General features: G+C 66.8%; 24 protein-coding genes. 14 read left to right on the forward strand and 10 right to left on the reverse strand.

Features of this window, described 5'->3' with window-relative positions; genetic code table 11:
- The first annotated feature begins 32 nt into the window (after positions 1-32).
- Entirely contained in the window at positions 33-338 is a 306-nt protein-coding gene (locus ACETK3_RS07645; protein WP_236800999.1) for a hypothetical protein, read from the forward strand.
- On the opposite strand, the gene ACETK3_RS07650 is transcribed toward ACETK3_RS07645, so the two are convergent.
- Positions 335-958: a DedA family protein gene (locus ACETK3_RS07650; RefSeq protein ID WP_236801000.1), complete on the reverse strand. Its 624-nt coding sequence runs from the start codon at positions 956-958 to the stop codon at positions 335-337. The genes ACETK3_RS07645 and ACETK3_RS07650 overlap by 4 nt on opposite strands.
- 34 nt (positions 959-992) lie before the next feature.
- Here ACETK3_RS07650 and ACETK3_RS07655 point away from each other — a divergent pair, with 34 nt between their 5' ends.
- Positions 993-1,517 carry an O-acetyl-ADP-ribose deacetylase gene (locus tag ACETK3_RS07655; RefSeq protein ID WP_236821201.1) on the forward strand — a complete coding sequence of 175 codons (525 nt, stop codon included), beginning with the start codon at positions 993-995 and terminating at the stop codon, positions 1,515-1,517.
- A 15-nt stretch (positions 1,518-1,532) separates the two neighbouring features.
- Here the strand turns inward: ACETK3_RS07655 and ACETK3_RS07660 are convergent, their stop codons facing one another.
- Complete coding sequence (locus tag ACETK3_RS07660) at positions 1,533-2,501, reverse strand: RluA family pseudouridine synthase (RefSeq protein WP_237430465.1); 969 nt, start codon at positions 2,499-2,501, stop codon at positions 1,533-1,535.
- 155 nt (positions 2,502-2,656) lie between these two features.
- The gene (locus ACETK3_RS07665) at positions 2,657-4,165 is read right to left on the reverse strand and encodes a PLP-dependent aminotransferase family protein (protein ID WP_237429793.1); all 1,509 of its coding nucleotides are present in this window, start codon (positions 4,163-4,165) and stop codon (positions 2,657-2,659) included.
- A 60-nt stretch (positions 4,166-4,225) separates the two neighbouring features.
- On the opposite strand from ACETK3_RS07665, the gene ACETK3_RS07670 reads away from it, so the two are divergent.
- Positions 4,226-4,846, forward strand: a complete 621-nt coding sequence (locus ACETK3_RS07670) for a YitT family protein (protein ID WP_237429794.1) — start codon at positions 4,226-4,228, stop codon at positions 4,844-4,846.
- Between the two features lie 19 nt (positions 4,847-4,865).
- Here ACETK3_RS07670 and ACETK3_RS07675 read toward each other — a convergent pair whose 3' ends face one another.
- From ACETK3_RS07675 to ACETK3_RS07685, 3 genes are read right to left on the reverse strand one after another with little or no spacing between them, the layout of a single operon-like run.
- Complete coding sequence (locus ACETK3_RS07675) at positions 4,866-5,696, reverse strand: Fpg/Nei family DNA glycosylase (protein WP_237429795.1); 831 nt, start codon at positions 5,694-5,696, stop codon at positions 4,866-4,868.
- On the reverse strand, positions 5,689-10,794 hold the full coding sequence (locus ACETK3_RS07680) for a DNA glycosylase AlkZ-like family protein (protein ID WP_237429796.1): 5,106 nt from the start codon (positions 10,792-10,794) through the stop codon (positions 5,689-5,691). The genes ACETK3_RS07675 and ACETK3_RS07680 overlap by 8 nt, the downstream gene beginning before the upstream one ends.
- A gap of 44 nt (positions 10,795-10,838) precedes the next feature.
- The gene (locus ACETK3_RS07685; RefSeq protein WP_306968775.1) at positions 10,839-12,404 is read right to left on the reverse strand and encodes an FAD-dependent oxidoreductase; all 1,566 of its coding nucleotides are present in this window, start codon (positions 12,402-12,404) and stop codon (positions 10,839-10,841) included.
- Positions 12,405-12,596: 192 nt separating this feature from the next.
- On the opposite strand from ACETK3_RS07685, the gene ACETK3_RS07690 reads away from it, so the two are divergent.
- Positions 12,597-13,070 carry a DUF4383 domain-containing protein gene (locus ACETK3_RS07690; protein WP_373462147.1) on the forward strand — a complete coding sequence of 158 codons (474 nt, stop codon included), beginning with the start codon at positions 12,597-12,599 and terminating at the stop codon, positions 13,068-13,070.
- A gap of 130 nt (positions 13,071-13,200) precedes the next feature.
- On the opposite strand, the gene ACETK3_RS07695 is transcribed toward ACETK3_RS07690, so the two are convergent.
- Together ACETK3_RS07695 and ACETK3_RS07700 are read right to left on the reverse strand one after the other, a co-directional pair.
- Positions 13,201-13,863, reverse strand: a complete 663-nt coding sequence (locus ACETK3_RS07695; RefSeq protein WP_237429798.1) for a DUF4232 domain-containing protein — start codon at positions 13,861-13,863, stop codon at positions 13,201-13,203.
- Positions 13,864-14,023: 160 nt separating this feature from the next.
- Positions 14,024-14,245, reverse strand: a complete 222-nt coding sequence (locus ACETK3_RS07700; RefSeq protein WP_236802777.1) for a hypothetical protein — start codon at positions 14,243-14,245, stop codon at positions 14,024-14,026.
- Positions 14,246-14,458: 213 nt separating this feature from the next.
- Between ACETK3_RS07700 and ACETK3_RS07705 the strand changes: the two genes are divergently transcribed.
- Both ACETK3_RS07705 and ACETK3_RS07710 read left to right on the forward strand, forming a co-directional pair.
- Positions 14,459-14,806 carry a hypothetical protein gene (locus ACETK3_RS07705; protein ID WP_236821207.1) on the forward strand — a complete coding sequence of 116 codons (348 nt, stop codon included), beginning with the start codon at positions 14,459-14,461 and terminating at the stop codon, positions 14,804-14,806.
- Positions 14,807-14,898: 92 nt separating this feature from the next.
- Positions 14,899-15,678, forward strand: a complete 780-nt coding sequence (locus ACETK3_RS07710; protein ID WP_237429799.1) for an SDR family NAD(P)-dependent oxidoreductase — start codon at positions 14,899-14,901, stop codon at positions 15,676-15,678.
- Between the two features lie 101 nt (positions 15,679-15,779).
- On the opposite strand, the gene ACETK3_RS07715 is transcribed toward ACETK3_RS07710, so the two are convergent.
- Together ACETK3_RS07715 and ACETK3_RS07720 are read right to left on the reverse strand one after the other, a co-directional pair.
- A complete protein-coding gene (locus ACETK3_RS07715) occupies positions 15,780-16,316 on the reverse strand; it encodes a hypothetical protein (RefSeq protein WP_236801011.1) in 537 nt (178 codons plus the stop codon).
- 277 nt (positions 16,317-16,593) lie between these two features.
- A complete protein-coding gene (locus ACETK3_RS07720; protein ID WP_373462148.1) occupies positions 16,594-17,646 on the reverse strand; it encodes a LacI family DNA-binding transcriptional regulator in 1,053 nt (350 codons plus the stop codon).
- A 220-nt stretch (positions 17,647-17,866) separates the two neighbouring features.
- Between ACETK3_RS07720 and ACETK3_RS07725 the strand changes: the two genes are divergently transcribed.
- The 8 genes from ACETK3_RS07725 to ACETK3_RS07760 are packed head-to-tail and all read left to right on the forward strand — an operon-like array spanning position 17,867 to position 26,913.
- On the forward strand, positions 17,867-19,228 hold the full coding sequence (locus tag ACETK3_RS07725) for an ABC transporter substrate-binding protein (RefSeq protein ID WP_236801013.1): 1,362 nt from the start codon (positions 17,867-17,869) through the stop codon (positions 19,226-19,228).
- Positions 19,229-19,234: 6 nt separating this feature from the next.
- Positions 19,235-20,245, forward strand: coding sequence for a carbohydrate ABC transporter permease (locus ACETK3_RS07730; RefSeq protein WP_236801015.1), 1,011 nt, complete (start codon positions 19,235-19,237; stop codon positions 20,243-20,245).
- Entirely contained in the window at positions 20,242-21,165 is a 924-nt protein-coding gene (locus ACETK3_RS07735; RefSeq protein WP_236801016.1) for a carbohydrate ABC transporter permease, read from the forward strand. The genes ACETK3_RS07730 and ACETK3_RS07735 overlap by 4 nt, the downstream gene beginning before the upstream one ends.
- A gap of 2 nt (positions 21,166-21,167) precedes the next feature.
- Positions 21,168-22,016, forward strand: coding sequence for a sugar phosphate isomerase/epimerase (locus ACETK3_RS07740; protein ID WP_236801017.1), 849 nt, complete (start codon positions 21,168-21,170; stop codon positions 22,014-22,016).
- Complete coding sequence (locus ACETK3_RS07745; RefSeq protein WP_236821208.1) at positions 22,013-23,173, forward strand: Gfo/Idh/MocA family protein; 1,161 nt, start codon at positions 22,013-22,015, stop codon at positions 23,171-23,173. Before ACETK3_RS07740 ends, ACETK3_RS07745 begins: the two co-directional genes overlap by 4 nt.
- Before the next feature lie 4 nt (positions 23,174-23,177).
- Positions 23,178-24,083, forward strand: coding sequence for a sugar phosphate isomerase/epimerase (locus tag ACETK3_RS07750; protein ID WP_236821209.1), 906 nt, complete (start codon positions 23,178-23,180; stop codon positions 24,081-24,083).
- A gap of 2 nt (positions 24,084-24,085) precedes the next feature.
- Complete coding sequence (gene uxaC / locus ACETK3_RS07755; RefSeq protein ID WP_236821210.1) at positions 24,086-25,489, forward strand: glucuronate isomerase; 1,404 nt, start codon at positions 24,086-24,088, stop codon at positions 25,487-25,489.
- Positions 25,490-25,545: 56 nt separating this feature from the next.
- Positions 25,546-26,913, forward strand: a complete 1,368-nt coding sequence (locus tag ACETK3_RS07760; RefSeq protein ID WP_306968784.1) for a mannitol dehydrogenase family protein — start codon at positions 25,546-25,548, stop codon at positions 26,911-26,913.
- Positions 26,914-26,919 lie beyond the last annotated feature (6 nt).

Below are 26,919 nucleotides of genomic sequence, written 5' to 3' on the forward strand. Positions count from 1 at the left end.
CTCCAACCCGGCGTTTGGATAGGGTGGAGGGCATGCCTTCCTTCCAGACCCGCCTCAAGATCACCGGGCTTCGGCCGGGCAATCCGCCGGAGTCCGTCATGGACGCGGCGGTGGAGGCGCTGGGTACCCGACACCATGTGGAGGCGCACCAGCTCCAGCTCGCCGGAGGCGTGCCGCAGCTGAACCTGCGCTTCCTCGTGGAGGCGAGTGAATACAGCGGCGAGAACCGCCAGGCGGTGGAATCGGCAGCCATGATGCGCGACGCCGTCGAACGCGTTGCGCTGACGGGTGCACTGAGCGTGCTGCGGCGCAGCCGCGGCAAGTGGCTGCCCGTCTAGCCTGCGTCGGGGATGGGCTCGTCCTCCACCGGCGAGCGGTTGCCGCGCCGGCGGGTGACGATGATGCCCACGACGGCGCCGATCACCAGGCCCAGCGCCACGCCTATGAGGGAGCTGGCCCAGAACGGCAGCTTGGTGGTTGAACCGGTGAAGTACCCCAGGCCCACCAGCCAGCACGCCCACAGGACCGCTCCCAGACCGGCGCACAGGCCGAAGCCCCGGACCGAAACGTTGGCCACGCCAGACGCCGCCGAAGTGGCAAGCCGGCCGCCGGGGATGAACCGGGCGCCGATGATGGTTCCGTAGGTGGAGGACCGCCCCGCCTTGGCCAGCGCCGAATGAATGCCGGCATGGACGCGCCGGCCCCACTTCCAGCGGTCCAGCACATGGCTGAGGCGACGCCGGAAGAGATGGAACACCACCATGTCACCCAGCCAGGACGCCACGGCTGCGAGCACCAGCACCAGGAACACGTTGGCCCGACCGTCCGCGGACAGCGCGCCGCCGGTAATCACCACCATTTCGGACGGGATGGGCGGAAAAATGGCGTCGCCGATCACCATCGGGACGACCCATAAATAGAAGGTCGCTCCCCAGCTGTCGATGCTGCCGAAGTCCATTGCCACAACGTACCGCACTTGGGAAACTGGCGGCATGCGGATCTCTGTTCTGCAGGGCGACATTACGCAGCGGCGGGTGGACGTGGTGGTGAACGCCGCCAACGCGTCACTGCTCGGCGGCGGGGGAGTGGACGGAGCGCTGCACCGGGCCGCCGGGCCGGAGCTGCTGGCAGCGTGCAGAGAACTGCGGGAAAGCGCGTTGCCGCACGGCCTCCAAACCGGCGCCGCCGTGGCGACCCCCGCGTTCCAGCTGCCCGCCCGCTGGGTGGTGCACACAGTGGGGCCCAACCGGCATGCGGGCCAGACCAACCGTGCGCTCCTGGTGTCTTGCTTCAGCGAAAGCCTGCGGCTGGCCGACACTTTGGGTGCGCAGGAGATGGCCTTTCCCGCGGTGGGAGCCGGAGCCTACGGGTGGAGCGCGGCGGCTGTGGCGCAGGCAGCGCAGGACGCTGTGGCAGGGTTCCGGTCCTCGCACCCGGACAGCGGTCTGGAGCTGGTGGAGTTCGTACTGCACACCGCCGGGGTCGAGGCCGTGTTTAGGGAAGTGCTCGGGGTTTAAGGACGGGCCAGAAGTTTAGGGATGTGCCCGGACCGCTTCGCTGAGCTCCAGGCCGCTGCGGTACTCCACGGGCTCCCCCGAGATAGGGTCCACGAAACGGATGCCGCGGGCCAGGAGTTGGAGCGGCTTGGCGTAATCGTCCGGGGCCTTGTCCAGCAGGTCCGGGTAGAAGGCGTCGTTGACGATCCCCAGTCCCAGGGAAGCCATGTGGACGCGCAGTTGGTGGGTCTTGCCGGTGTGCGGTTCCAGCCGATACCGTGCGAGGCGGTGGGCACCCGAGGTTCCGGCCGCACCCACAGCCGTGCCGCCGTCGAACGTTTCCAGCCGCTCAATCCTGGTTTCAGCGTTCGGCTCGCCGTCGACGACTTCCGCCAGCAGGTAGCTGCGGGACTTGGTCATCCGGTTCCGGACCACCACGGGAAATTCGACGGCGGGGTATCCCGGCGCGGGCTCGGCGGCGGAAACGCACTCGTACTCTTTCTGCACCTGCCGTTTCTCGAACAGCACCTGGTACTTGCCGCGCGTTAGCGGATTGGTGGAGAAGAGCAGGACGCCGGCGGTCATGCGGTCCAGCCGATGCATGGGGATCAGGTCCGGCAGGTCCAGCTGGTTGCGCAGCCGGACCAGGGCGGACTCCTGGATGTAGGTGCCGCCCGGCGTGGTGGGCAGGAAATGTGGCTTGTCCACCACCAGCAGGTGCTCGTCCTGGTGCAGGATGCTGAGCTCCACCGGCAGGCGGGTTTCCGGGGGCAGCGTCCGGTAGTACCAGATGAAGGTGTGGTCCTCCAGCTTGGTGTGCCGGGTCAGGGGCACGCCGCCCTCGCCCACGATCTCGCCGGCGTCGAACCGGTCCTCGATGCCCTGCGGATCGATGTGGCCCCACCGGTGCATCATGTAGTCCATCGCAGTGTTCCACGGACCCTCGTCCGGAAGCCGCAGGCGGGTGGCGTTGACGCCGTCGCGCACGGGGAGGGGGGATTGCATCACCGGTCCATTCTACCGGTGCCGAATATTGTCCTTCCTTTGAAGGCTCCCGTGACCGGTGCCTCCCCAAACCGCCGGAACGGTGCGGGGACGCCGTACCGTTCCCGGGGTTCCCGCACCGTTCCGGCGACCTCCGTGGGGAAGTTGTTCCCGGATCAGGCGATGGCGATGGCGGGCGCCTGGGTCAGTGAGCGCCGAAGCTGGGGTGCGGCGTCGAGTTTGTCCTGGGCGGCCCGCAGGGCCAGCACCGCGGTCTCCAGCTTCGCCGGCGGGAGCGTGAAGGGCAGCCGCAGGTTGCGTTCGAATGCGCCGCCGATCCCGAACCGGGGGCCTGCCGCCAGCCTGATGCCAAAGTCCGGCGCCAGCACGGTAAGCGCCGTGCTGATGGGTCCGGGAAGCCTGCACCACACGGACAGGCCGCCGGGAGGCGGCGTCACCTGCCACGTCGGGAGGTGCTCCGCGAGGAGGCCGAGCAGTGCGGAGCGGTTGCGGCGCAGCGTCTGCAGCAGTGCGGGCAGTGGTTCTTCCAGGGCCCGGACCAGGTGGGCAGCGGCCAGTTGCTCCATGACGGGGCCGCCAAGGTCCAGGGTGGTGCGGGCTGCGGCGAAGCGCTGGATCATCGGTTCCGATGCCCGGATCCAGCCGGTGCGCAGGCCGCCCCAGTGGGACTTGCTCAGCGATCCGATGGACACAACAGAGCTGCTGAACCCGGCAAGGGGAGTTGTGGCAACGCCGTCGAGGTTGAGGTCCCGGAGCGTCTCATCCGCCACCAGCACGGTTCCGGCCGCCGCGGCGGCGCGGGCCAGTCGGCGGCGCTGGGCATCAGGCATGATCATGCCCGTGGGGTTGTGGAAGTCCGGGACCACGTATGCAAGTTTTGGCTGTTGCTGCGCCATGGCGGATTCCAGTGCCGGCAGGTCCCAGCCGGACTCCGCGAACGACACCGGTACCGGCCTGCACCGGGCCGAGCGGACGGCATCCAGCGCATGGGGGTAGCTCGGGTGCTCCACCAGGATGCGGTCCTGCCGGTCGGCGAGGGTGCGGATGATGATGGTCAGGGCGTGCTGGGCGCCGGACGTCACCATGATCTGGCCTGGGTGGGTCGGCACTCCGGCTGCTGAATACCGGTCCGCCACCGCTTGGCGCAGCGGCAGCAGTCCCAGGGCGTCGTACCCGAAGCCGGGGAGCAGGGCGGGAAGCTCGGTCAGGGCCGCGGCAAAGGCCCGGTGCACCACCTCGCCGCTCGCGGGCAGCGCGGAATATGCCAGGTCGATAAGTCCCCCAGGCGCAGCCAGCCCGGGCGCAGTGAGCCCGGGTGCGGTGAGCCCTGGCGCCGGGGGGACGGCGGACGGCGGCTGGGGACCGAAGAGTGCCGGGCCGAACGGAGTGAGTTCGGGAATGCGGGTCTTGCCCCGGCTCCCTTGCCCGCTGCTGAGGAACCCCTGCTCGCGGAGGGAGGCGTAGGCCGCGGTCACCGTGGTGCGGCTGACTGCCAGGGCATCGCACAGCGAACGCTCACTGGGCAGGGCAGTATCGAGCGGTATCCGACCATCCAGGATGAGCAGCCGCACCACGTCGGCCAGTTCACGGTAGGCCGGTCCCGTTCCGCTGTTCCAAGGGCCAAGGAGGCGGGATAAGGAGAGGGCGGTAAGGGCGGCGGCCATGTAGCCAGTATCTCAGACTGGATATGTAAACAAATGCCAGTTGGTTGCGAACATGGTTGCATGATGACCCGCAGATTGATCCAGCTCTTCACCGGCCTCGCCTTGTACGGCATCTCCTTGGCCATGTTCATCCGCGCCGGCCTGGGCCTGGATCCGTGGGACGTCTTCCACCAGGGGCTGGCCAACCGCACCGGGCTCAGTATTGGCCTGGTGGTCATCATCGTGAGTTTCCTGGTGTTGTTGCTGTGGATCCCGTTGCGGCAGATGCCTGGGTTCGGGACTTTGTGCAACGCCATCCTGGTCGGCGTCTTCGCGGACATCGGCCTGGCACTGCTCCCACCGGTATCCCACTTGGCCGTCCAGATTGTGCTCCTCGCCGGGGCCGTACTGGTAAACGCCATCGCCTCGGCCTGTTACATCGGGGCCGGCTTTGGGCCGGGTGCCCGTGACGGTCTCATGACTGGCCTGGCCCGCCGGACCGGATGGACCGTAAGGATGTCCCGCACGCTCATCGAGGTGACCGTGCTGGCGGCCGGCTGGCTGCTGGGCGGTTCGGTGGGCGTGGGAACGGTGGTGTACGCGCTGGCCATCGGCCCCCTGGTGCACGTGCTGCTGCCGCGCTTCACCGTGAATCCCGCACCGCGGAAGACCAGCAGTGAAAGCAGCGCGGCGAACTGTTGACTGCCCTGAACGCAGAACGTCAGCCAGGCGCAGGCTGGCATTTCGGGCAGAAGTAGATGTCTCGTTCCTCTTCGCCATTGGGCTTGCCCAGAAGTCCTCGCCGGATGGGCGTACCGCACTTCAGGCACGGCTGGCGTTCCCGGCCATACACCCAGTAGCCGGGCCTGCCGGCCATCCTGCCCACCGGCATGCCACGGGTGTTGAGGATGGTGACCCGGCGTCCCGGGCCCAGGTTGACCTCCAGGAGCTGCTTGGCGTCGGTCATCATGGTCCGGACGTCCGGCACCTCGGAGACAGGCGTAGCAGGATGCACCCCTGAAAGGAAGCACGCTTCGCAGCGGTAGATGTTGCCGATGCCCGCGAGGTTCCGCTGGTCCAGCAGCGCTACTCCGATGGGGACTTCAGGGCGGGAGCGGATGCGGCGTTCTGCCTCGTCCAGGTCCCAGTCCGGGCCCAGGAGGTCCGGGCCGAGGAAGCCGACGATGGCGTCCTCGTTAGCGGTTGCCACCACCTCCACGATGCCAAGCGAAAAGCCGACGGCGTCTGCCACTGCCGTCCGCAGCACGCACCTGGCGGTAAAGCCTGGTTTCCGCCACCTGCCGCCGGGCGGATAGACCTGCCACGTGCCTTCCATCTTCAGGTGCGAATGGATGGTCAGTCTTTTGTCTTCCGGGCTGACCACCCGCATCAGCAGGTGCTTGCCGCGGGGGACAACCTCCTTCAGGGTCCAGCCGGCCAGGTTCAGCGTGGCGAACCGGGGCACGCGGAAATCCGACGCAATTAAAGTCTGTCCCGCCAGGGCCTCATGCAGTTGGTGGGCGGCCCGCCAGACGGAATCGCCCTCAGGCACGGATCCTCAGTCCCTTCGGGGTGGAGTAGGCGCCTGCCGAGCTCAGGGCAGCAGCGACCGGGGTGTCCAGGAGGTCGTGACCGTTTACCTTCTCCATGAACAGCTTGTCCACCGCTCCGCGGGTCACCACCCCCACCAGCGCGGCAGCCGCTGCCGCCAGCACGGCGTCGTCCTCGGTGAAGGCCAGCAGGGTCTTTCCGCCGCGCTCCACGTAGAGGACCAGCGCGCCGTCCACCAGCACCACCAGCGCCCCCGCTTTCCGGCCCGGCCGGTGCCCCGTGCCGGCGTCCTCCTGCAGCGCGGGCCAGGGCAGGGCGGCACCGTAGGGGTTGGCGGGATCGGTGGCGGCGAGGGCCAGGGCCACGGGTTCGGCCTTGGCCAGTTGGTTGTCCTCGGAGTAGGAGCGGAGCCGGTCCACGGTGGCGGGAACCGCGAACTGGGCGGCGCCCAGGTGCTCGATGAAGTAGCCGCGGCGGCACCGGCCTGCTTCCTCGAGCCGCGCCAGCACCTTGTACATGAGTCCGAAGCCGCCCATGATCTGTTCCGCCATGACCGAACCTCTGGTCACCACGCCGTAACGGTCCAGCAGGAGTTCGGCGGTGGCGCGGGCATGGATAGTGGGATCGAGTTCAGGCTCCGGAAGCGCTGACCAGCGGCCTGCCGCGGTGGGCGGAGAGGCGGTACCCTGCGGTCCGTACCGCCCGCCGGCCAGTCCGGGGGAGCCCATGAGGCCGGTGCCATGGGAACGGCCCAGGCGGCTCAGCCGAGGCGCCCTGGCACGCGGTGCACGGGCTACCTGCCGGTGCGCGGTGTGGCCACCGGCGATCAGGGCGCGGACGGGGGCGAAGGTGTCGCCGGTGATCCTCCCTGCCCACGCCAGATCCCAGAGTGCTGCCACCACCTCTTGGTCGCTCAGGACGGCGTCCATGCCGCCGGCCACCTCCGTCAGTTGCCGGAAGAAGTATCCGCCGCCGTTGTTGCGCAGATGGTCCAGGAGCCGCCGGCCCGCGTCCCCCGGCTCGAACTCAGGTGCGGGGTTGAGCGTCAGCTCAGCTGAGTCCGCCAGGTGCAGGCTGATCCAGCCGTCGTTGCCGGGCAGGGGGCCTGCGCCGGACCAGAGCACTTCACCGGCGGCCATGAGTTCGTCCAGCATGGCGGGCTGGTAGTTGGACACGCGGGTGGCCAACACCAGGGGCTCCCACGCCGACGCCGGGACGGGCACCCCCGAGAGCTGGTCAATGGCCGTGATGATGCCGTCCAGTCCGCGCAGCGAGGGCTGGCCGCGGCCACCGCCTGGCGTCCTGACATGCTGCCACGCGGGCAGGAAGCGTCCGTAGGCAGCGGCATCCACAGGCTCCACTTCCGCCCGCAGGGCAGCCAGTGAACGACGGCGGAGCTTGCGCAGCACCTCGGCGTCGCACCATTCACTGGCAATGGAGTGCGGGACATCCGGCGCGGGCGCCTCAGCGGGCGAAGCGATCTCGTCAGTTGGCTGCGCTGGTTCATCAACCGGCGCTGATTCAGGAAGTGCAGTTTCATCCAACGCTGACTCTGCAAGTGCGGCTGCCGTCGAGGTGACATGTGGCCGGAATTCACCCTCCACCACGCGGCCGTCCGCTGCCAGCCGTTTCAGCGCGGTTCCCACCACGGCCACGCCCAGGCCCAGCCGGGCGGCTGCTTCGGCAGCAGTGAAGGGACCATGCGTGCGTGCGTACCGGGAGACAAGATCGCCCAGGGGATCGGCAACCGTTTCGATGAACGCCAACGGCACACCCATGGGCAACGGAACGCCGATGGCATCCCGCAGACGCGCTGCATCTTCTACAGCGGCGAAACGCTCAGCCCCGCCGATGTTGACCTTGATGGCGCGGTTGGAGCGCTGGAGGGCGGCGAGGTGCGCTGCCGCTTCTGCCACGGTGGCGGCCGGGGTTTCAGGGGCTGCGGTTTCGACGTGCCCGGTTTCGAACTGCCCGGCCTCGACGGCCCCGGTTTCGGCAGGTTCACCAACAGATTCAACCGCCGGGACGCCGCCCTGCAACCGCGCCGCGGTTTCTTCAGGGGCCAGCGGACCCAGCAGCCGCAGCAGGTCCGCGACGCCTTCCATCCCGCGTGCCCTGCGGTCCGGCGCCAGGCGCTGCAACTCACGCTCGGTGGCTTCGATGACCTTGGCATCCAGGAGTTCGCGCAGCTCCACGCGGCCCAGCAGCTCGTTCAGGAGGGTGGAGTCCAGGGCCAGGGCGGCGGCGCGCCGTTCCGCGAGCGGAGAATCGCCCTCGTAGAGGAACTGCGCCACGTAGCCGAAGAGCAGGGACTTGGCGAACGGTGAGGGCTGCTGCGTGGTGGTCTGCAGGATCCGCAGTTCCCGCCGTTCCACGGACGCGGCGATGTCCTTCAAAGCGGGCAAATCGTAGACGTCCTGCAGGCATTCGCGCACCGTTTCCAGGACGATGGGGAACGTGGGGTACTTCCGGGCCACGTCCAGCAGCTGGGCCGACCGCTGGCGCTGCTGCCACAGGGGCTGGCGTTTGCCTGGGGTCTGCCTGGGCAGCAGGAGCGCGCGGGCCGCACATTCCCGGAACCGCGACGCGAACAGGGCGCTGCCACCCACCTCCGCTGTGACGATCTGTTCCAGTTCCTCGGGATCAAAGAGGAACAGCTCGGCGCCGGGCGGCTCGTCTTCCATCATGGGCACCCGCAGCACGATCCCGTCGTCGGCCGCCATCGCCGAGCCGTCCAGCCCGTAGCGCTGGTGGAGCCGCTGCCCCACAGCCAGTGCCCACGGCGCGTGCACCGGCATGCCAAAGGGGCTGTGCAGGATCACGCGCCAGTCGCCGAGTTCGTCGTGGAACCGCTCCACCACCAGGGTGGTGTCGCTGGGGACCACCTCCGTGGCCTGTTTTTGCTCGGTGAGGTACTGGATGAGGTTGTTCGCCGCGAAGTCGTCCAGCCCGCTGGCCTTGCAGCGTTCGGCGGCGGGGCCAGCGTCGGAGGCCGAGAGCTCGCGGACAAAGGCGCCCAGCGCACGGCCCAGGTCCACTGGCCGCCCCAGGGAGTCACCCTTCCAGAACGGAAGCTTGCCGGGCTGCCCGAAGGCGGGGGAGACCAGGACACGGTCGTGCGTGATGTCCTCGATCTTCCAGCTGGTGGCACCCAGTGCGAAGACGTCGCCCACGCGGGACTCGTAGACCATTTCTTCGTCCAGTTCGCCCACGCGCCGGCCGCCTTTCGGAGCGCGGGCCGGTTTTCCGTCCTCCGCAGGGGAAGCCACGCCTTCCTGCTCGGTGCCGATGATGTAGACACCGAACAAGCCGCGGTCCGGGATGGTGCCGCCTGACGTGACTGCCAGGCGCTGGGCGCCGGGCCGGCCCTCGATGGTGCCGGCGTTGCGGTCCCAGATGATCCTAGGCCGCAGTTCAGCGAACTCATCGGACGGGTAGCGGCCCGCCAGAAGATCCAGCGTGGCCTCGAACGCTGAGCGGGGAAGCGAGGCAAAAGGGGCCGAGCGCCGGACGGTGCTGAACCATTCCTCCACATCGATGCTGCCCAGGGCGGTGGCGGCCACGGTCTGCTGGGCCAGGATGTCCAGTGGGTTGGCCGGGATGCTGAGCCGTTCGATCTTGCCGTTCAGCATTCGCTCCACGGTGATGGCGGTGTGGACAAGGTCTGCCCGGTGCTTGGGGAAAAGGACGCCCTGGGAGATCTCACCCACCTGGTGTCCGGCCCGGCCCACCCGCTGCAGCCCGCTGGCCACCGAAGGCGGCGACTCCACCTGCACCACCAGGTCCACTGCACCCATGTCGATCCCAAGTTCCAGGGATGATGTCGCCACCACACAGCGCAACCGGCCGGACTTCAGGTCGTCCTCGATGAGTGCGCGCTGGTCCTTGGAGACGGAACCGTGGTGGGCGCGCGCCAGGACGGGGTCCGCCCCCGCGGAGCTTCCGGCCTGGGCCATCATGTGGGCCGGCGTGGCGGTTGACGCGGGAACGCCCGACGCCGTTGCCTCCTGGGTGCCGGAGGCACCAGCGTGCCCTTCCGGAGTGGGATCGTCCCAGCCGCCGCCCACCGCAATCAGCTGGCGTTCGGCGTAGATTTCGTTGAGCCGGGCCGTCAGGCGCTCTGCCAGGCGCCGGGAGTTGGCGAAGACAATGGTGGACTGGTTTGCCAGCACCAGGTCGACGATCTTCTCCTCCACATGCGGCCAGATGGATGCCTGCGGCTGGAGCCCGGAGGCCGGCCCGGAATCAAACGCTCCCGCGGCACCCTGCAGGTCCGACATGTCCTCCACGGGTACGGAGACCGTCAGGTCCCAGTTCTTCCTGGCGGGCGGGGCCACGATTTCCACGGGGGCCGAACCGGCAAGGAACTGGGCCACGAGTTCCTTGGGTTCCACCGTGGCGGAGAGCCCGATGCGCTGTGCGGGTTTGGGCAGCAGCGCGTCAAGCCGCTCCAGCGAGACAGCGAGGTGTGCACCGCGCTTGGTGCCGGCCACGGCGTGGACCTCGTCAATGATGATGGTGTCCACCTCGGCAAGGGTCTCCCGGGCCTTGGAGGTGAGCATGAGGAACAGGGACTCGGGAGTGGTGATGAGGATGTCCGGCGGACTGCTCAAAAGTGCGCGGCGGTCCGCGGCAGGCGTATCCCCGGACCGGACCCCCACCGTGATCAGCGGCGCGGGAAGTCCCAGCCGCTTGGCTGTCTGGGTGATCCCGATCAGCGGTGACCGCAGGTTCCGTTCAACGTCCACGCCCAAAGCCTTAAGGGGCGAAATGTAGAGGACGCGGGTCTTGCGTTTGGGCGGACGGGCCCGTTTGCCTTTGGCGGGCGTCTCAGCTGCCGCCGATTCAGGGGCCTGGGACGCAGACGCCAGGAGCCGGTCGAGTGCCCAGAGGAAGGCGGCGAGCGTCTTACCGGAGCCGGTGGGAGCAACCACCAGCGCGTGCGAGCCGGAGGAAATAGCGTTCCAGGCCCCGGCCTGTGCGGGAGTTGGCTCGGAAAAGGCGCCCAGGAACCACTCCCGGGTGGGCCGGCTGAACTGGCCCATGGGTGCAGCTGCGCCGGAAGCACGGCTGCCGGCAGGACGCTGTTCCTGGTTCATGCCTCCATCATGCCCCAAGCCACTGACACTCAACTCCCGATGGATCAGGGTTGCGCCTGGGTTCCGGCCTGCTGCAGATCCTTGGTGGCGGGGCCCTCGAGGAGCTTGCCCTCGTTGGTGAAGCGGGAGCCGTGCAGCGGGCAGTCCCACGTTCGTTCGTTGTCATTCCAGTGCAGGATGCCGCCCAAGTGGGTGCAGACTGCGGACAGACGGCAGGTGCTTCCGTCCACGGTGGACACTGCTACCGGGCGGTTGCCGTCACGGTAGACCTTGCCCTGCCCTTCCGGCGGGGTGGCGGCAGCGGACGGACCAGTTGCCACAGGTGCCGGAGCCTGGTCCCTACCCCGTTTCAGGCCGTCGATTTTCCGGCCCTCCGCGGTCACCTTTCCCCAATCCGTGGCCATCCTGGCAGCCACGCCGGCGTTGAGCGTGACGGCGGAGAGCGCACCGGCAGGCGACGTGATGCGGTGGTGGATGGTGTCCGCCCAAGGCACCTGGCCACCGAGGATGTCCGCGGAGATGCCCAGTGCGGCGGCCACGGCATTGGTCATTCCCCACTTGTTGTACCCGGTGCCGAAGTAGATCTGGCCCTTGCCGCGGGGGAGTTTGCCGAAGAACGGCATGCCGTTGGTGGGCATGTAGTCCTGCGCCGACCATCTGTGGGTGGTGACGGCGCCGGGGTAATGCTGCCCGGCCCAGTCCAGCAGGCCGGTGAGGTGTGCCTTTTCGGACTCTGTGCGGCCTACCAGGTGGCCGTGGCCGCCCACCAGCAGCAGGTTCCTGCCGTCCACTTCGTAGTCGCGGAGGGAGTGGGTGGGCTGCTCAACGGAGATGTACGTTCCGGGCGGAGGTGCCTGGTCCTCCTGCAGCTGGAGTGCGGCCGCGTAGGAGCGGCTTGGCTTCAACTTGGCGAAATACAGGCCGCGGTCCAGGACGGGGATGCCGGTGGCCAGGACCACTTTGTCCGCCCTGACGCTGCCCCGGTCAGTCCGGACGGCGGATGGGGAGTCACCGGTGACGTCCCGGAGGCGAACGCCGCTGACGACCCGTCCGCCCCGGCTGCGGATGTCCGCCACCAGTGCGTCAAGGACGTCCATCGGGTTGATCTGGGCTTGGTTCCGCATGCGCACGGCACCGTGTACCGGAAAGGGCAGGCCGGCGTCGCGGACGTAGTCCACGTCCAGCCCGGCGGTGGTAGCGGCGCTGATCTCTTCCCGCAGCTTTTCGGTGCCCTGGGCGGAGGCGGCGTAGGTGTAGGCGTCACGGCGCTGGAAGGACACGCCCTGTTCTTCGAGGTAGCGCAGCAGCCATGCCTGCCCTTCCCGGTTTCCGTCAACGTACGCCTGCACTTGTTTTTGGGAGTATTGGCGGGCGAGCCGGGACAGGAACGTTCCCTGCAGCAGGGTCACTTTTGCTGTGGTGTTGCCGGTGGTCACGGCGCCGGGGTGGCGGGCCTCAAGCACCAGCACACTCTGCCCGGAGCGGGCCAGCAGCAGCGCCGCGACCAAACCGGTGAGGCCGGCGCCGGCCACCACTGTGTCGTACCTCGTGTCGGGTTCGAACGGGTCAGATGTGAAAGGTTCCCTGCGGTCCAGCCAAATCGACGTCATGCGGGTCCAACCTGCCTCCGGTCCAAGGCCTTCACAGGCCAATTTGTGATGGGTCTGTTACTGACCCTTACTATCCGCGGCGGATTTGCTAAGTATACTTACGATGTCGGGGGTTAAGTCTACGGTCGAGCACCAATGGTCGTGCATCGCCCGGCAGCCAGTGATGCACCAACGACACAAGCAGGAGACATCATGACAACCATGAATTCCGGCGGTCGCACCGTAGGCCGGACCAACATCCAAAAAGCCACCCTTGCCGTAGGCGTGGTGTTCCTCCTGGTGGGGGTCCTCGGGTTCATCCCGGGCATCATTTCCAACTACGAGTCCCTGGGGTTCGCTGGACACGGGTCCGGCGCCCTGCTGCTGGGCATCTTCCAGGTTTCGATCCTGCACAACATCGTCCACCTGCTCTTCGGCATCGCGGGCATCGCCATGGCCCGCACTGCGGCAGCGTCGAAGAACTACCTGGTGGTCGGCGGCGCCATCTATCTGGTGCTGTGGCTCTACGGCCTGCTCATCGGCCAGGACAGCGGAGCCAATTTCGTGCCGGTCAACAGTGCTGACAACTGGCTTCACTTCGTCCTCGGAGTCGCCATGATCGGCCTGGGCGTGGCGCTGTCCCGCGGGACGGCGCGCACAGGCCGCACCAGCACGGCAGCCCGGTAACCACACTGCACTGCCGATAACTGACAGGACCGCCGTCGGGGGGAAACCTCCGACGGCGGCCCAGGACTACTGAAGGCGGCCCGGCTTGATAGCCGGGCCGCCTTCAGTCATTGACGGAATGGTTTGCGGGTCAGGCGGGCTGGAATGCTCCGATGGAGAGCAGGGCAATGTCTGCGTTGCTGCAGGCCGTTGTGGGCTGCGGGATGAACAGCGAGTCGGTGTCCTCCGGCGGGTAGATCCGGTAGCCGGCGGCATCCACGGGTGAGCAGCCCTGGTAGTTGAGGGCCTGCGTGTAGCGCAGCACTGCTGTGCCGGTCTGGCCGGGAGCCAGCAGGACGTCCACCACACCGGCGGAGTCGTCCCGCGTCGCCGGGGCGCCGATCGGTTCCCCGGCGGCGTCCGCCACCAGGGAAACGCCGGGGAAGCCCCTGAGGATGCAGGGTTCGGAGCCCTTGTTGGTGAGGTTCAGCTTCATGTAGACGCTGCCCGCGGCGCCGCCGCCGGAAGCGTCGGTGGCGGCGGTGAGGCCGGCTGCCTTGCACAGGCCGGGGGCGCCTGCGGCAGTGGTGGCGGGAGCCGGGGAGGACGGCGTTGACGTGGGCGGCGCCGAAGACTGCGTGGTGGCCGACGGTGCGGCTGACTGGCTGGCCTGCCCGCTGCCCGAGGGCGAGGGCGAGGGCGACGTCGTCGTCTGGGACTGCGGCTGGCTTGGACCGCACGCGGTGAGCAACAGTGCTGCCGCTGCAGCCGCCGTCGTCATAACCAACCCCTGGGAAATTTTCTGAGACCTCATGGCACCACCTTCGCGGTACCTGTTGCCCGCGTCAACGATGCCACCTGCAGTAGCGGCAATTTGATGCCCGGATCGTGATGATCCGGGTATCAAACACGTCCCTGGTTGCCTCAGTCGGTCTCGGGGCCGGTGCAGTAGTGGCAGTCCTCCGGGCAGTCCGTCATGCCGGCACTCCCGCCAGGTCAAAGCCGTCTGCAATGTGGAACAGGCGCCGGCCGCCCGCAGGAGCTGTCACCCACACCACATCGCCGTCGTCGGTCCTGGCGTCCACCAGACCGCTGAACACGGTGCGTCCATTGTGCCTGACTTCCACTGCATCGCCGTTCTCGACGGTGTCCCAGCGGACAGGGCTCTTTATCGGGCTCTTAACGCGGCTCGTCATTGAAGTCACGGTTTTTCCTTTGAGGGGGTCCGGCCGGCGCGGCCGTTGCCGCCCGGTGATGCCATCAAACAGCGGCGCCACTGCCGGGCTCAATGGAGGAATGGCCACCAGCGCAGGCTGGACTTTGTGCACGGCTCCAGCAGAGCCTGTGACGGGGTGAAGGGGCCAGGGTTAGACTGCCTGCGTACGTGTTGGCGATCGAAGGAGAAGTTCATGGACTACACCGGAAGCCAGTCGGAGAAGGCCGTTCCCGCGGGTGAACTGGGCCGCAGCCACATCGGGCAGACCATCAGTTTCCAGCCGAATGAGTTCACCGTCGTGTTCGGCAAGCTCGCAGGCATTGCCCGGACTGAGGCCATGGTCTACCTGTCCCTGACGGGCGTGGGAAACGGCACGCACCTGAAGGATGAATACGACCTGCCGGTGACCCATGAGGTCTTCGTTCCCGTGGACGTCATTTCCAACGCGGAGTCCACCATCAAGGACCTGTTCGGGAAGGTCCAGGAAAACCTGCGCGGAGCCGGCCACAAGGGTGGCGAAGACAGGACTGACAAGCTCTAGCCTTTCAGCAGAAATGAAGGGCGGCATCCCGGGGATGCCGCCCTTCACCGCCCTGGGCGTGGGCATTCCGCTTGCACCTTGGAAGGAAACTCATGGGCAACGAGGCTTCATGGCAGGAAGTGGTCACGCAGGGCCGCTTCGCAGGCAAGACCGTCATCGTCACCGGTGCAGGCTCGGGCATCGGGAAGGCAACCGCGCTGCGGGTGGCAAAAGAGGGCGGGCGGGTGATAGCCGCCGATATCAGCAAGGAGCGGCTGGACGAGCTCGTGGAGCAGAACGCCGGACTGGACCCGGTCCCGGTGGCGGGGGACATCTCCACGGAGGAAACGGTGGCAGCGGTGGTTCGCGCCGCGGGTGGCCGGGTGGATGCGCTGGCGAACGTTGCCGGCATCATGGACAACTTCGCGCCGATCCACGACGTGGATGACGAGACCTGGGAGCGTGTGTTCCGCATCAACGTCACCGCCCTGATGCGGCTGACCCGGGCGGTGCTGCCGCTGATGCTCGATGCCGGGACGGGTTCTGTGGTCAACGTGTCCTCCGAAGCCGGCTTGCGGGGCTCAGCAGCCGGCGCGGCCTACACTGCGTCCAAGCACGCTGTGAATGGGTTGACCAGGAATTCGGCAGTGATGTACGGGCCCAAGGGGCTCCGCTTCAATGCTGTGGCACCTGGCGCCACCATCACCAACATCGTGGCCAACTGGGGTTCGCAGCTGGCGGCCGAGCGCCTTGGCCCGCTGATGCAGGCCAACATCCCAGCACCGGCCACTGCCGCGCAGCTCGCGGCGTCGATCACGTTCCTGCTCAGCGACGACGGCACCAACGTCAACGGTGCAATCCTTGCCTCCGACGGCGGGTGGTCGGCGTTGTAGCTGACGCCGGCTAAGCTGCCTGGCGGCTTGAGGCGGGCGTACGACGGCGGGTGGCTCCCGGCGTCGTACGCCCGCCTTTCCCTATTCCGGGCGCGACGGACCTACTTAGGGCAGGTGAGGTCCGGGTTGTAGGAAGCGAACATGCCGTCCGGGTTGTCCCGCCAAATCCATGCGTGGAGTGCGTACGAGCCGGGGAACGGTCCGTCCTCGAAATCGAGTCCGGCGAGCTCAGGACGTTCCGCCGCGGTCGAGAGGAACTCGGCTGCCACCAGTTCATACCGTCCGTCCTCATCGGGCATGTACACCAGCACCTCGGGTTTCCGGGCCTGGGTCTTGTCATCGATCAGTTCCTGCTTGGCGTAGTGGAAGCCCATCGCCCCCACCCCGCTTTTGTCGATGCATTCAGTGATTTTGCGGTAGCCGTCTGCTTCGGCATTTTCCAGCCAGCGGTAGTCGTCGGTGACGTGGCGCAGGGTCCTGACGAGCCGGCGCTGATCGTCATTGCTCCGCCAGTCGTCGCTGTGGTCCGGGTTCCCGTGCCCGGATCCGCCGTGTGCCAGCGCTGTGCCGGGAGCAAGGCCCACGGCAAGCGCGGCAGCGGAGGCGACGGACAGCAGCCCCATTTTGGTGCGGTTCATTGTTGATCTTCAGCCCTTTCGAGACCGAATCTGTTTCTGTTCAAGGGCGAAGCGATGGAAATGGCCTCCACCCTTCGCCAGGAGGCCGGCAGGATCCCCGGGACTGCCGGTGAGGGTGCGGTTGGGACGATTCCCTGTCCATTGGCCTGAGTGGTGCTTCAAGTATGCGCTGGCGCCAAAAGGAGCCGGTAGGCTACGCCCGGGTAATGGGTTTCCCCTCGAACGTCCTGCGGAGACACCACCGGGGTACCCACGGATGTACGCCGCCATGCGGGGGCTACGCCGGCGCGGGGCCCGTGGACTCCCGGATAGTGAGATGGGTGGGCATGACGGCCAGTTGGCGGGAGGCGTTTCCTGACAACGGGTTGAGCTGTGCCAGCAGCATGGACACCGCCACCCTGCCCGCCTGTTCGATGGGGCTGGAGATGGTGGTCAGTGGTGGGTTGCAGAAGTCCGCGCCGAAGATATCGTCCGATCCGATAATGCTCATGTCTTGAGGGACACGGATGCCACGGGCCTGCAGGCGCTGCAACATGCCGATGGCCAGCAGGTCGTTGAAGACGATGCAGGCCGTTGCACCGGTCCTGACCGCTGCATCGGCAGCAGCAGCCCCCGAAGTGGTCTTCGGGGTGTAGGGGCCAATGCGGTGCACTTCCATTCCACGCCTGCCCGCATCCTCCTCGAAGACCTTCCACCGCATCTGGTTGGACCATGAGGTTGGTGGGCCTGCGACGTAGCAAACCTTGTGATGGCCCAGCGAGGCCAAGTGCTCCAGTGCCTGGATGATGGCGGAGGGCGTATCGATCATCACGGTCGGAGCGCTGGTGGAAGCACGGTTGAAGGTCACCAGGGGCTGCGACTGTGAGACCTCGGCCAACTGGGCGTCCGACAGGCGGGAAGCAGCAAGGATGAACCCGTCCGCGGATTTCCGCATCTTATGCAGCGCGTCCAGCTCCATCTCGCTTGACTCCTCGGTGTCCACCAGGAGCTGGGTGACGCCGGCGGCCTTGAGCTGGTGCTGCGTGCCCCTGATGATGTCGAAGTAGAACGGGTTGGTGATGTCGGGAACCAGCACTGCCACTGCATTGGTCCGGCCCGAACTGAGCCCACGCGCCTGGGAACTGGGGACGTAGTTGAGTTCCGCTGCCGCTTCCTCGATCCGCACCCGGGTGCGGGGATTCACGCGGTCCGGCCGGGCGAGGGCACGTGACACGGTGGAGGTGGCCACCCCTGCGAGCTCGGCAACGTCGCGGATGGTGGGCGGCCGGTCCCGCTGTGCGCCCACGTCAGGACTGGCTTGGCGTGACGCCTTCATTGTCGGGTCTGCCATCGCTGTGGCCTTTCCTCGCGGACCGGAATCGCCGGCCAAGTGGGGCCTCCAAGGCTACTCGCCGCTGGATGCCTGATGCACCTATCTGAGCATTTATGGCAACTTTTGGCAACCGCTTGCCACCGGCTTGCCGTCTTCCTAGACTGGCTTTCGAGTCGCCTGCAGTGATTTCCGCCACAGGACGGATGTGGCCATGCGGGTGTCCTAGAGGAGAAAAACAATGAGGTTTAAATCGACTACTGGGCTCGCGGCGATTGTCACGGCTGCAGCACTCGCCCTGACCGGTTGCGGATCAGGCTCCGGTTCCGGAGGGGGCGGCTCCACCAACGCCGATGGGAAGGTGGACGGTACGGGCAAGACGCTCAACGTCCTGGTGGGCGTCCTGAGCCAGTACCCCGAGCAGCAGAAGCAGTGGCAGAGCGATATAGCGGCCAAGTTCAAGGCTGAGACCGGCGCGGACGTAAAGTTTGAAACCTTCGCTTCGGCCAACGATGAGCTCACCCGCATCCAGACGTCGGTGGTATCGGGCCAGGGCCCGGATATCTACGGACTTGGCACAACATTCACCCCCACGGCCTACGCCACCAAGGCGTTTGTCACCCTTTCCGATGACGACTGGAAGAAAGTTGGCGGCAAGGATCGCTTCAACCAGGCCGCCCTGGGCATCTCGGGCCCGGACAAGGACCACCTGGCCGGCATCCCGTTCGTCAGCCGGCCCTTCGTCATGGCCTACAACAAGGACCTGCTGGCAGCGGCAGGCATCGACAAGCCCGCCACCAGCTGGGATGAGCTGGCAGCCCAGGCCAAGAAGATGACCAACGGCGACACCTACGGCATCGCCACCGGCTACAAGGACAACTACGATCCCTGGAAGTTCATCTGGGCCATGTCCGTGCAGGCCGGCAACCCGCTGGTGGACGGCAACAAGCTGAGAATGGATGACCCCACGGTCAAGAAGGCCTACCAGACCTACTTCGGCTGGTTGACCCAGGACAAGGTTGTTGACCCCGCGTCCGTGGGCTGGAGCAACAGCAACGCTGTGGCGGCCTTCGCCAGCGGCAAGGCCGGCTACCTGATGATGACCACGTCCAGCTCCATCCCCACCCTCGACAAGTCCGCAGTTGCGGGCAAGTACGAATACACCCTGATGCCCACCATCGCACCGGGTGAGACCCAGTCCAAGTCCGACGGCGATGCCGCCAGCATCCTGTCCGGCGACAACCTGGTGGTGGCTGACTACTCCAAGCAGAAGGACCTGGCCTTCGCGTACATCAAGCTGATCACGTCCAAGGAAGAGCAGCTGAACTACCAGAAGACCTTCGGTGACCTGCCCGCGAACGCCGAGGCGCTTGCCAGCCTGACGGATCCCAAACTGAAGCCGCTGGCCGATGCCGCTGCCAAATCCAAGGCAACGCCGTTCACCGGTGCCTGGGGCGACATCCAGCTGGGACTGCTCAACGTCACCGTCCAGTCCGTTCCTGACCTGGCCGCCGGCAAGGTGGACGAGGCCGCCCTCGAACAAAGGATCAAGGACGCCCAGAACAAGGGCCAGGCATCCCTGGACCGGGCCTCCAAAGGATAAGTTCTGATGTCAACCGACGCCTCACATGAAGTCCGGCCCGCGGCAGATACCGCCGCGGGCCGGGCGCCCCAAAACGTCCCCGATTCCGGGCAGCAGCACGGCCACGAGGGCGGACTGCGCCGCAAAGGCCTGAGCGAACGAAACCGCCCCCTCTGGATGCTTATCCCCGGCGGCACCCTGATGATCATCATCATCGTGGTACCGCTCCTGCTGGGCATCTACATGTCGGTCCTCAACCTGGACCAGTACACCCTGCGGAAATGGATCAGCGCGCCGATCATCGGAGTGGAAAACTTCGTTGAAGCGATTACAGCTTCGCCGCTGCTGCACGCCGTCTGGCTCAGTGTCAGCTACTCGCTGCTGGCCATGGTGGTGACGCTGCCGCTGGGCATTGCCGCCGCGGTTGCCACGCAGAACGCGTTCAAGGGCCGGGCAGTGATCCGCTCGATCTTCCTCATCCCGTACGTCCTCCCATCCTTCGTGGTGGCCACCGTCTGGCGGACCATGCTCCAGCCCGGCGGAATCGTGGACGAGGCCCTGGCCACCGTGGGCATTCACGTCGGGCTGTGGCTCAACGGGCCGCAGACCTTTTGGACACTGGTCCTGGTCCAGATATGGGCCTCCTGGCCGTTCATCTACCTGTTGGCGCTGTCTGGCCTCCAGTCCGTGGACCACGAAGTACATGAAGCTTCGGCCCTGGACGGGGCACTGTGGTGGAACAAGCTGCGGTACGTGATCTTCCCCTACCTGAAAGGCCCGCTGTCGCTGGCCTTCCTGATCGGGATGCTGCACCACATCAACAACTTCACCCTTCCGTTCGTGCTGTTCGGTGTTCCGGCCCCGGCCGACGTCGAAGTCCTGCCCATCCTGACCTACGTCACCAGCTTCCAGAGCTTCCGCTTTGGCCTGAGCGCCGCCATGGCCTTCATCTCCCTGGTGCTCATCGCCATTCCGCTGTTCGTCTACCTCCGTGCCGTCAAGCTTGACGACGCCGAAACACCTGGAGCAAAGAAATGAGCACCACGACAGCCACCCGGCGGAGTGCCCCAGCCTCTGACATCGACCGTCCGGGCTCGCACCGGCAGCACGAGGTGCTGCGGCTGCTCCCGACCCCGCTGCTGATTTTCGTCCTGGTGTTCCTGGGCGCCCTGGTCCTGATCCCGGTGCTGTACATCTTCCTGGCCTCGGTGAACTCGGACATCGGCGTGGCCAACGGCGAGTTCTGGCCATCGACAGTCACGTTCGAGAACTACTCAAAGATCTGGACCAGCGTGGGCCTGGCCACCGGCCTTACCAACAGTGTGTTGGTGGCGGGCGCAACCGCTGTGGTTTCCGCCGCGATGTCCATCTCCACCGCTTTCGTACTGGTCCGCTACACCTTCCGCGGCCGGCTGACCATCCTCCGTGGCCTGCTGGCCCTGCAGTCCGTGCCCGGCACCCTGATGGTGCTGCCGGTCTTCGTCCTGTTTTCCTCGGCCGCCACCTATCTGGGGATCCAGGTCATCGGAACCCAGTGGGGCCTCTTCGTCACCTACCTGACGTTCGCCATGCCGTTCTCCACCTGGGTGATGGTCACCTATCTCCGCGGGCTCCCCAAGGAACTCGAAGAAGCAGCAAGGATCGACGGCGCGTCCAACGTCGGAGTCCTTTTCCGCATCATCCTGCCGCTCAGCTGGCCCGGCATCGTTGTCTCCGGCATCTTCGCGTTCCTGCTCGGCTGGAACGACGTGCTGTTCGCCTCGGTGATGACGCGCCCCGAAAGCCAGACGGCCGCCGTCGCACTTCAAATCTTTGGTGCTTCCCAGGAAGGCGGCGCCATTCCCTTCTACGGCCAGATGATGGCGGCAGCCCTGGTGTGCGCCGCACCGGTGGTCATTCTCTACCTGATTTTCCAGCGTTACCTAGTAGGCGGGCTGACCGCCGGAGGAGTTAAATAACCATGGTTTCGACCACCCAGGTCACCTGGCAGCTGTCAGGCTTCGGCGACGAGATCGACGACGACCCCGCAGTCCAGATCGCAGTGCTGCAGGCCCTCGGCGCCAACCACATCGAGGTCCGCAGCGCGTGGGGCACCAACATCGTGGACCTCAGCGACGATCAGCTCCAGGCCCTCGCGTCCCTGCTGTCGGAGAAGGGCATGAAGGTTTCGGCCATCGCTTCCCCGATTGGCAAGGTGGACGTCAGCCTCCCGGTGGAGCACGAAGTGGAGCGGCTGCGCCGTGCCGTGAATGCGGCCAAGGTCCTGGACGCCAGGTACATCCGCATCTTCTCCTTCTACTACGGCGAGTCCGTGCAGGTGGAAAGCATCCGCGACGCTGTCATGGAGCGCATGCGGGCCCTCGCCGATGTGGCGGAGGAAGCGGGTGTGATCCTCCTGCACGAGAACGAGAAGGACATCTTCGGGGATGTTCCGGACCGGGTCCTGGACATCATCGAGACCGTCAACTCGCCCGCCCTGAAGGTTGCCTGGGACGCGGCAAACTTCGTCCAGGTGGGGGTCAAGCCCTTCGACGAGGCATACACGAAACTGCGCCCGTACCTGGAATACCTGCAGGTCAAGGATGCACTGTTCGAGAACGGCCACGTCACGCCGGCCGGCGAGGGAGACGGTGACCTGCTCAGGACCGTGGAAGCACTCAAAGCCGACGGGTACCAGGGCTTCGCCTCCCTTGAACCGCACCTTGCGGGCGCCCATGGGCTGGGCGGGTTCTCCGGCCCCACCGCCTTCGGCATCGCAGCCCGAGCCTTCGCAAAAGTCACCGCAGACGCAGGAGTCCAGACCGCATGAGCACCTTGAACGTAGCCATTACTGGATGCGGCGTCATCGGCCGCACCCACGCCGTAGCCCTCCAGTCCTTCCCGGAGGCCCGGATCGTCGCCCTCGTCGACGCCATTCCGGCGGCAGCCGAAGCGCTTGCCGATTTCATCGAGAAGCAGGGCGGGGAACGGCCCGCGCTGTACACCTCGCAGGCGGAGGCCTTTGCTGCGCAGGACATTGACCTTGTCGCATTGGCAACGCCCAGCGGCCTTCACATCCAGCAGGGACTGGAGGTCCTGGCCGCCGGCAAGCACGTGGTGATCGAAAAGCCCCTCGACGTGGACCTCACCCGGGCCCAGGAAATCGAGGCCGCCGCAAAGGAAGCCGCGGAAAAGGGAGTCGTTGCCTCGGTCATCAGCCAGCACCGGTTCGACCAGTCAAGCGTGGCTGTGGCGGACGCTATCGCCAAGGGACGTTTCGGCCGGCTCACCTCAGCCATCGCATCGGTGGCATGGTGGCGCAGCCAGGGCTACTACGACTCCGGCGACTGGCGCGGCACGTGGGCCATGGACGGCGGCGGTGCGTTGATGAACCAGGGCGTGCACACCGTTGACCTGCTCCTCTGGTTCATGGGGCGCCCCGTGGAGATCCACGCGCACACCGCCCTGCTGGCCCATGAACGGATCGAAGTGGAGGACACCGCCGTAGCCACCGTCACCTTCGAAAACGGCGGACTGGCAGTCCTGCACGCCACCACGGCCGCCTACCCCGGGCTGACTGTCCGCGTCCAGCTCATGGGATCCGAAGGATCCGCCGTGGTGGACAACGACCGGCTGCAGTACTTCCACAGCAAGGACGCCGGCGGCGAGTCCGCGGACATGGGCCTCCAGGGCGGCGGCAACCAGGCCGAACAGGAACTGGCCAAGTACCCGGTGGAGGACTACAAAGCCGCGGACCCCACCACGTACCCCGCCGGGCACGTCCGCCAGTACCGGGACATTCTTGCCGCCATCGCCGGCGGCCGGCAGCCGGGCGTCACCGTCAGTGACGCGGTCAACGCGCTCGCGGCCGTGCGCTCCGTCTACGTTTCGGCCACCCTCGGCCAGCCCGTCCTCTTCGACGACGTCCTTGCAGGCAAGTACAACGACCTTGAAGTCCGCACCGGCAGTGCGGCAGAAAGCGCCTGACACCATGAAGTTTTCAGTATTTACGGCATCAACCCCCGAATGGGCTCCCGAAGAGGCAGTGAAGCACCTCGCCGACCAGGGCTGGGACGGCGTCGAATGGCGCATCACCGACCAGGCAGAAGCAGATGCGCCAGGCTTCTGGGCCGGCAACAGGGCCACCATCCCGCTCACCGGCATGGAGGACCACCTGGACCGGCTCGCCACCCTCACCAGCGGGGCCGGCCTGGAGTTCTCCGGCATCGGAGGGTACGCCCGGTGTGACAACCACGCTGACGTGGACCGGATGCTGGCAGCCACGGCCAAGCTGGGCGCGGAAAAGGTTCGTGTCACCACGCTTCCGCTCGGGACGGCAGCCTGGGGCAACGAACCGGCCAGCGGCACGCCCTACCCGGAGCTCTTCGCGGCAGCCCGGCGTGACTTTGAATGGATCGCCGAGCGGGCAGCACACCATGGAGTGAAGGCGCTGGTGGAACTCCACCACCGGACCATCACCGCTTCGGCATCCTCCGCCCTGCGGCTGCTGGACGGACTGGATCCGCAGCACGTGGGCGTCATCCATGACCTGGGCAACCTGCTTATCGAAGGCCAGGAGGACTACCTCCCCGCCTTCGAACTCCTGGGCGACTACCTGGCGCACGTCCACGTCAAGAACGCGCTGTGGGTCAACAGCGGAGAAATCGACGAGTCCGGCGCGGCTGTCTACCGCAACGAGTGGGCTCCGCTCCGGTCAGGGCAGGGCAGTGTCCTCCAGTACTTCAAGGCGCTCGCGGCCTTTGGCTATGACGGGTGGGTGACTGTGGAGGACTTCTCCACCGAACTCCCGCTGGCCGAACGGACCGCGGACAACCTCGATTACCTGCGTTCCACGGCGGCCCTGGCAGGGCTCTCCGTCGCGGCAGGAAGGCGTTGACCATGGCACAGCCAATAGCGGACCACCCGGACCGGCTGCTGCCGGCCGATCCCGGGGTCCGGGACATCGCGCGGTCGCTCTTCAAGAAAGTGGAAGGGCTGCCCATCATCTCCCCGCATGGGCATGTGGATGCGGCAGTCATCGAGCAGAACACGCCCTTTCCCGATCCCGCCGCGCTCCTGGTCACCCCGGACCATTACGTCACCAGGCTGATCCACGCCGGCGGGGTGCCCATGGACCAGTTGGGGCTCGGCAATCAGCCTGCTGATTCACGGGAGGTCTGGCGCCACTTCTGCGAGGCGTGGCCCAACTTTGAAGGAACGGCGTCCGGCTACTGGATCCGGCAGGAGTTTGCCCACGTCTTTGGCCTGGCGGAGGAGCCGTCCAAGGACAACGCCGACCGGCTTTACGATGCACTCCAGGCCAAACTCTCCGAGCCGGGTTTCCGGCCGCGGGAGCTGTTCAAGGAATTCAACATCGAGGTGCTCGCCACCACCGATGACCCCCTTGACTCGCTTGACAGCCATGCCGCGCTGCAGGCGGACCCTTCGTTCGCCGCCCGCGTGCTGCCCACGTTCCGGCCGGACCAGTACCTGAACATGGCGCACCCGGCCTGGCAGGACAACGTGGAGCGCCTCATCGGAGCTGCCGGGGACGGCGCCTCGGGCTACGCCGGCTACATCAAGGCCCTCGAGGCTCGCCGGCGCCACTTCGTGGAGCGCGGCGCGGTGTCCGCGGACCACGGCGTCTTCACGCCCACCACGCTGAAACTGGACGACGGCGAAGCGGAGCGGCTTTTCGAGTGCGGCCGGACGGGCCAGGCGAGTGCTGCGGACCGGGACGCCTTCGAGGCGCACATGATCTACCAGATGGCGCGGATGTCGGTGGAGGACGGTCTGGTCATGACCATCCACCCGGGTTCGTTCCGCAACCACCACACGCCCACGTTCGAGGCCTTCGGCGCGGACACCGGCCACGACATACCGGTTGCCGTGAACTACACCGAGGCCGTGCGCCCGCTGCTGCAGGATTTCGGGACGGCGAAGGACTTCCACTTGGTCCTGTTCACCCTCGATGAGACGGTTTTTTCACGCGAACTGGCTCCGTTGGCCGGGTTCTACCCTTCGGTTTACCTTGGCGCTCCGTGGTGGTTCCTGGACGCGCCGGACGCCATGCTCCGCTTCCGTTCGGCGGTCACGGAGACGGCAGGGTTCTCCCGGTCCTCGGGCTTCATCGACGACACCAGGGCGTTCTGCTCCATCCCCGCCCGCCATGACACGGCCCGGCGGATCGAGGCATCCTTCCTGGCCCGGCTGGTGGCAGAACATCGAATCACCGAGGAACGGGCACACGAACTCATCGTGGACATCATCGACGCATCACCACGGCGGGTGTTCAAGCTGTGAACGCCGCCCCGCCTGCACCGGGCTCACTTCCTGTCCTGGACCGCAGCCTGAAGCCCATGCCCCAACCTCCGGTGCGCATCGTGCACCTCGGCCTGGGGGCATTCCACCGCTCCCACCAGGCCTGGTACACACAGCACGCCCCTGACGCCGCGGAGTGGGGGATCGCGGCGTTTACCGGCCGGCGCCCGGCCGCCGCAGAAGCGCTGTCGGCCCAGGACTGCCATTACACGCTGGTGGAACGTTCGGCAGACGGGGACAGTTTCGAAGTGATCGGCAGCATCGTGGAAGCGGTGGACGGAGCCAACATCGCCCGGCTTTGTGAGCTTGTCGCGGCGGAGGAGACGGCGGTGGTCACGCTGACCATCACCGAGGCCGCGTACGGGCTTGCGGCAGATGGAACGTTCGACGGCGGCGCTCCCGGTGTGGCGGATGACCTCCGCGCGCTGTCGGCGGCGGCGTCCGGGGAAGCGGGAGTGCCCGGCACACCCTTGGGACGCCTGGTGCTGGCCCTCGCCAGGCGCCGGGACAGCGGGGCGGGACCGATCGCCGTCGTCAGCTGTGACAACCTGTCCGCCAACGGGGAGGTTGCCCGCCGCGCCGTCCTGGGACTGGCATCCGGATGGGGTTCCGGGCTGGCCGAATGGGTCGGGGCGAATGTCAGTTTCGTCAGCACCTCGGTGGACCGGATCACCCCGCGGACCACCGAGGCGGACATCGCTGAAGTCGCCGAACAGTGCGGCTACACGGACAGCTCGCCCGTGGTGGCCGAACCTTTCCGGAACTGGGTGCTCAGCGGGGATTTCCCGGCTGGACGTCCGCGCTGGGAGGACGCCGGCGCCGTCGTTGTTGCCGACATTGAGCCCTATGAGAACCGCAAGCTGTGGCTCCTCAACGGTTCGCACTCCATCCTGGCGTACGCCGGGCAGCTGCGCGGGCACGCCACCGTGGCCGACGCCCTGGCCGATCCCGCCTGCCGGAAGGCCGTGGAGGACTTCTGGGACGAGGCCGCACACCACCTGCAGGCGGCCGGGCTGGACATCCCTGCGTACCGGAAGGCGCTGCTGGAGCGGTTTGGAAATGCCCGGATCGCCCACCGGCTTGCCCAGATCGCGGCCGACGCCACCACCAAGCTGCGGATGCGCGCCGTGCCCGTCCTCACGGCGGAGCGGGCCAGCGGCCGAACCGGCAGCGGGGCTGCCCTGATGCTTGCCGCATGGATTGACTACGTGGCCGCCACCCAGGACTTCCAGGACCCGCTGGCCGAGGACATCCACGCGGCCAACGCCCTTGAGGGCAACGGGAGGGTCCAGGCCCTTCTCCGCCTGGTGAGTGCCGAGATCGCGGATGATTCCGACATTGTTTCCCTGGTGCACGGGCTGTGCGGATCCATCGCAGCCAAGACAGCCACCCCGTCACCTCTTTAGACCCTG

The organism is Arthrobacter sp. E44 (assembly GCF_041877125.1).
GTDB lineage: Bacteria > Actinomycetota > Actinomycetes > Actinomycetales > Micrococcaceae > Arthrobacter.

Bases quoted from the DNA above. Each gene is read 5' to 3' on its own strand.
- ACETK3_RS07645 (WP_236800999.1), top strand. From the start codon at position 33: ATGCCTTCCTTCCAGACCCGCCTCAAGATCACCGGGCTTCGGCCGGGC.
- ACETK3_RS07650 (WP_236801000.1), bottom strand. From the start codon at position 958: ATGGACTTCGGCAGCATCGACAGCTGGGGAGCGACCTTCTATTTATGG.
- ACETK3_RS07655 (WP_236821201.1), top strand. From the start codon at position 993: ATGCGGATCTCTGTTCTGCAGGGCGACATTACGCAGCGGCGGGTGGAC.
- ACETK3_RS07660 (WP_237430465.1), bottom strand. From the start codon at position 2,501: ATGCAATCCCCCCTCCCCGTGCGCGACGGCGTCAACGCCACCCGCCTG.
- ACETK3_RS07665 (WP_237429793.1), bottom strand. From the start codon at position 4,165: ATGGCCGCCGCCCTTACCGCCCTCTCCTTATCCCGCCTCCTTGGCCCT.
- ACETK3_RS07670 (WP_237429794.1), top strand. From the start codon at position 4,226: ATGATGACCCGCAGATTGATCCAGCTCTTCACCGGCCTCGCCTTGTAC.
- ACETK3_RS07680 (WP_237429796.1), bottom strand. From the start codon at position 10,794: ATGAACCAGGAACAGCGTCCTGCCGGCAGCCGTGCTTCCGGCGCAGCT.
- ACETK3_RS07685 (WP_306968775.1), bottom strand. From the start codon at position 12,404: ATGACGTCGATTTGGCTGGACCGCAGGGAACCTTTCACATCTGACCCG.
- ACETK3_RS07690 (WP_373462147.1), top strand. From the start codon at position 12,597: ATGACAACCATGAATTCCGGCGGTCGCACCGTAGGCCGGACCAACATC.
- ACETK3_RS07695 (WP_237429798.1), bottom strand. From the start codon at position 13,863: ATGAGGTCTCAGAAAATTTCCCAGGGGTTGGTTATGACGACGGCGGCT.
- ACETK3_RS07700 (WP_236802777.1), bottom strand. From the start codon at position 14,245: ATGACGAGCCGCGTTAAGAGCCCGATAAAGAGCCCTGTCCGCTGGGAC.
- ACETK3_RS07705 (WP_236821207.1), top strand. From the start codon at position 14,459: ATGGACTACACCGGAAGCCAGTCGGAGAAGGCCGTTCCCGCGGGTGAA.
- ACETK3_RS07710 (WP_237429799.1), top strand. From the start codon at position 14,899: ATGGGCAACGAGGCTTCATGGCAGGAAGTGGTCACGCAGGGCCGCTTC.
- ACETK3_RS07715 (WP_236801011.1), bottom strand. From the start codon at position 16,316: ATGAACCGCACCAAAATGGGGCTGCTGTCCGTCGCCTCCGCTGCCGCG.
- ACETK3_RS07720 (WP_373462148.1), bottom strand. From the start codon at position 17,646: ATGGCAGACCCGACAATGAAGGCGTCACGCCAAGCCAGTCCTGACGTG.
- ACETK3_RS07725 (WP_236801013.1), top strand. From the start codon at position 17,867: ATGAGGTTTAAATCGACTACTGGGCTCGCGGCGATTGTCACGGCTGCA.
- ACETK3_RS07730 (WP_236801015.1), top strand. From the start codon at position 19,235: ATGTCAACCGACGCCTCACATGAAGTCCGGCCCGCGGCAGATACCGCC.
- ACETK3_RS07735 (WP_236801016.1), top strand. From the start codon at position 20,242: ATGAGCACCACGACAGCCACCCGGCGGAGTGCCCCAGCCTCTGACATC.
- ACETK3_RS07740 (WP_236801017.1), top strand. From the start codon at position 21,168: ATGGTTTCGACCACCCAGGTCACCTGGCAGCTGTCAGGCTTCGGCGAC.
- ACETK3_RS07745 (WP_236821208.1), top strand. From the start codon at position 22,013: ATGAGCACCTTGAACGTAGCCATTACTGGATGCGGCGTCATCGGCCGC.
- ACETK3_RS07750 (WP_236821209.1), top strand. From the start codon at position 23,178: ATGAAGTTTTCAGTATTTACGGCATCAACCCCCGAATGGGCTCCCGAA.
- uxaC (WP_236821210.1), top strand. From the start codon at position 24,086: ATGGCACAGCCAATAGCGGACCACCCGGACCGGCTGCTGCCGGCCGAT.
- ACETK3_RS07760 (WP_306968784.1), top strand. From the start codon at position 25,546: ATGCCCCAACCTCCGGTGCGCATCGTGCACCTCGGCCTGGGGGCATTC.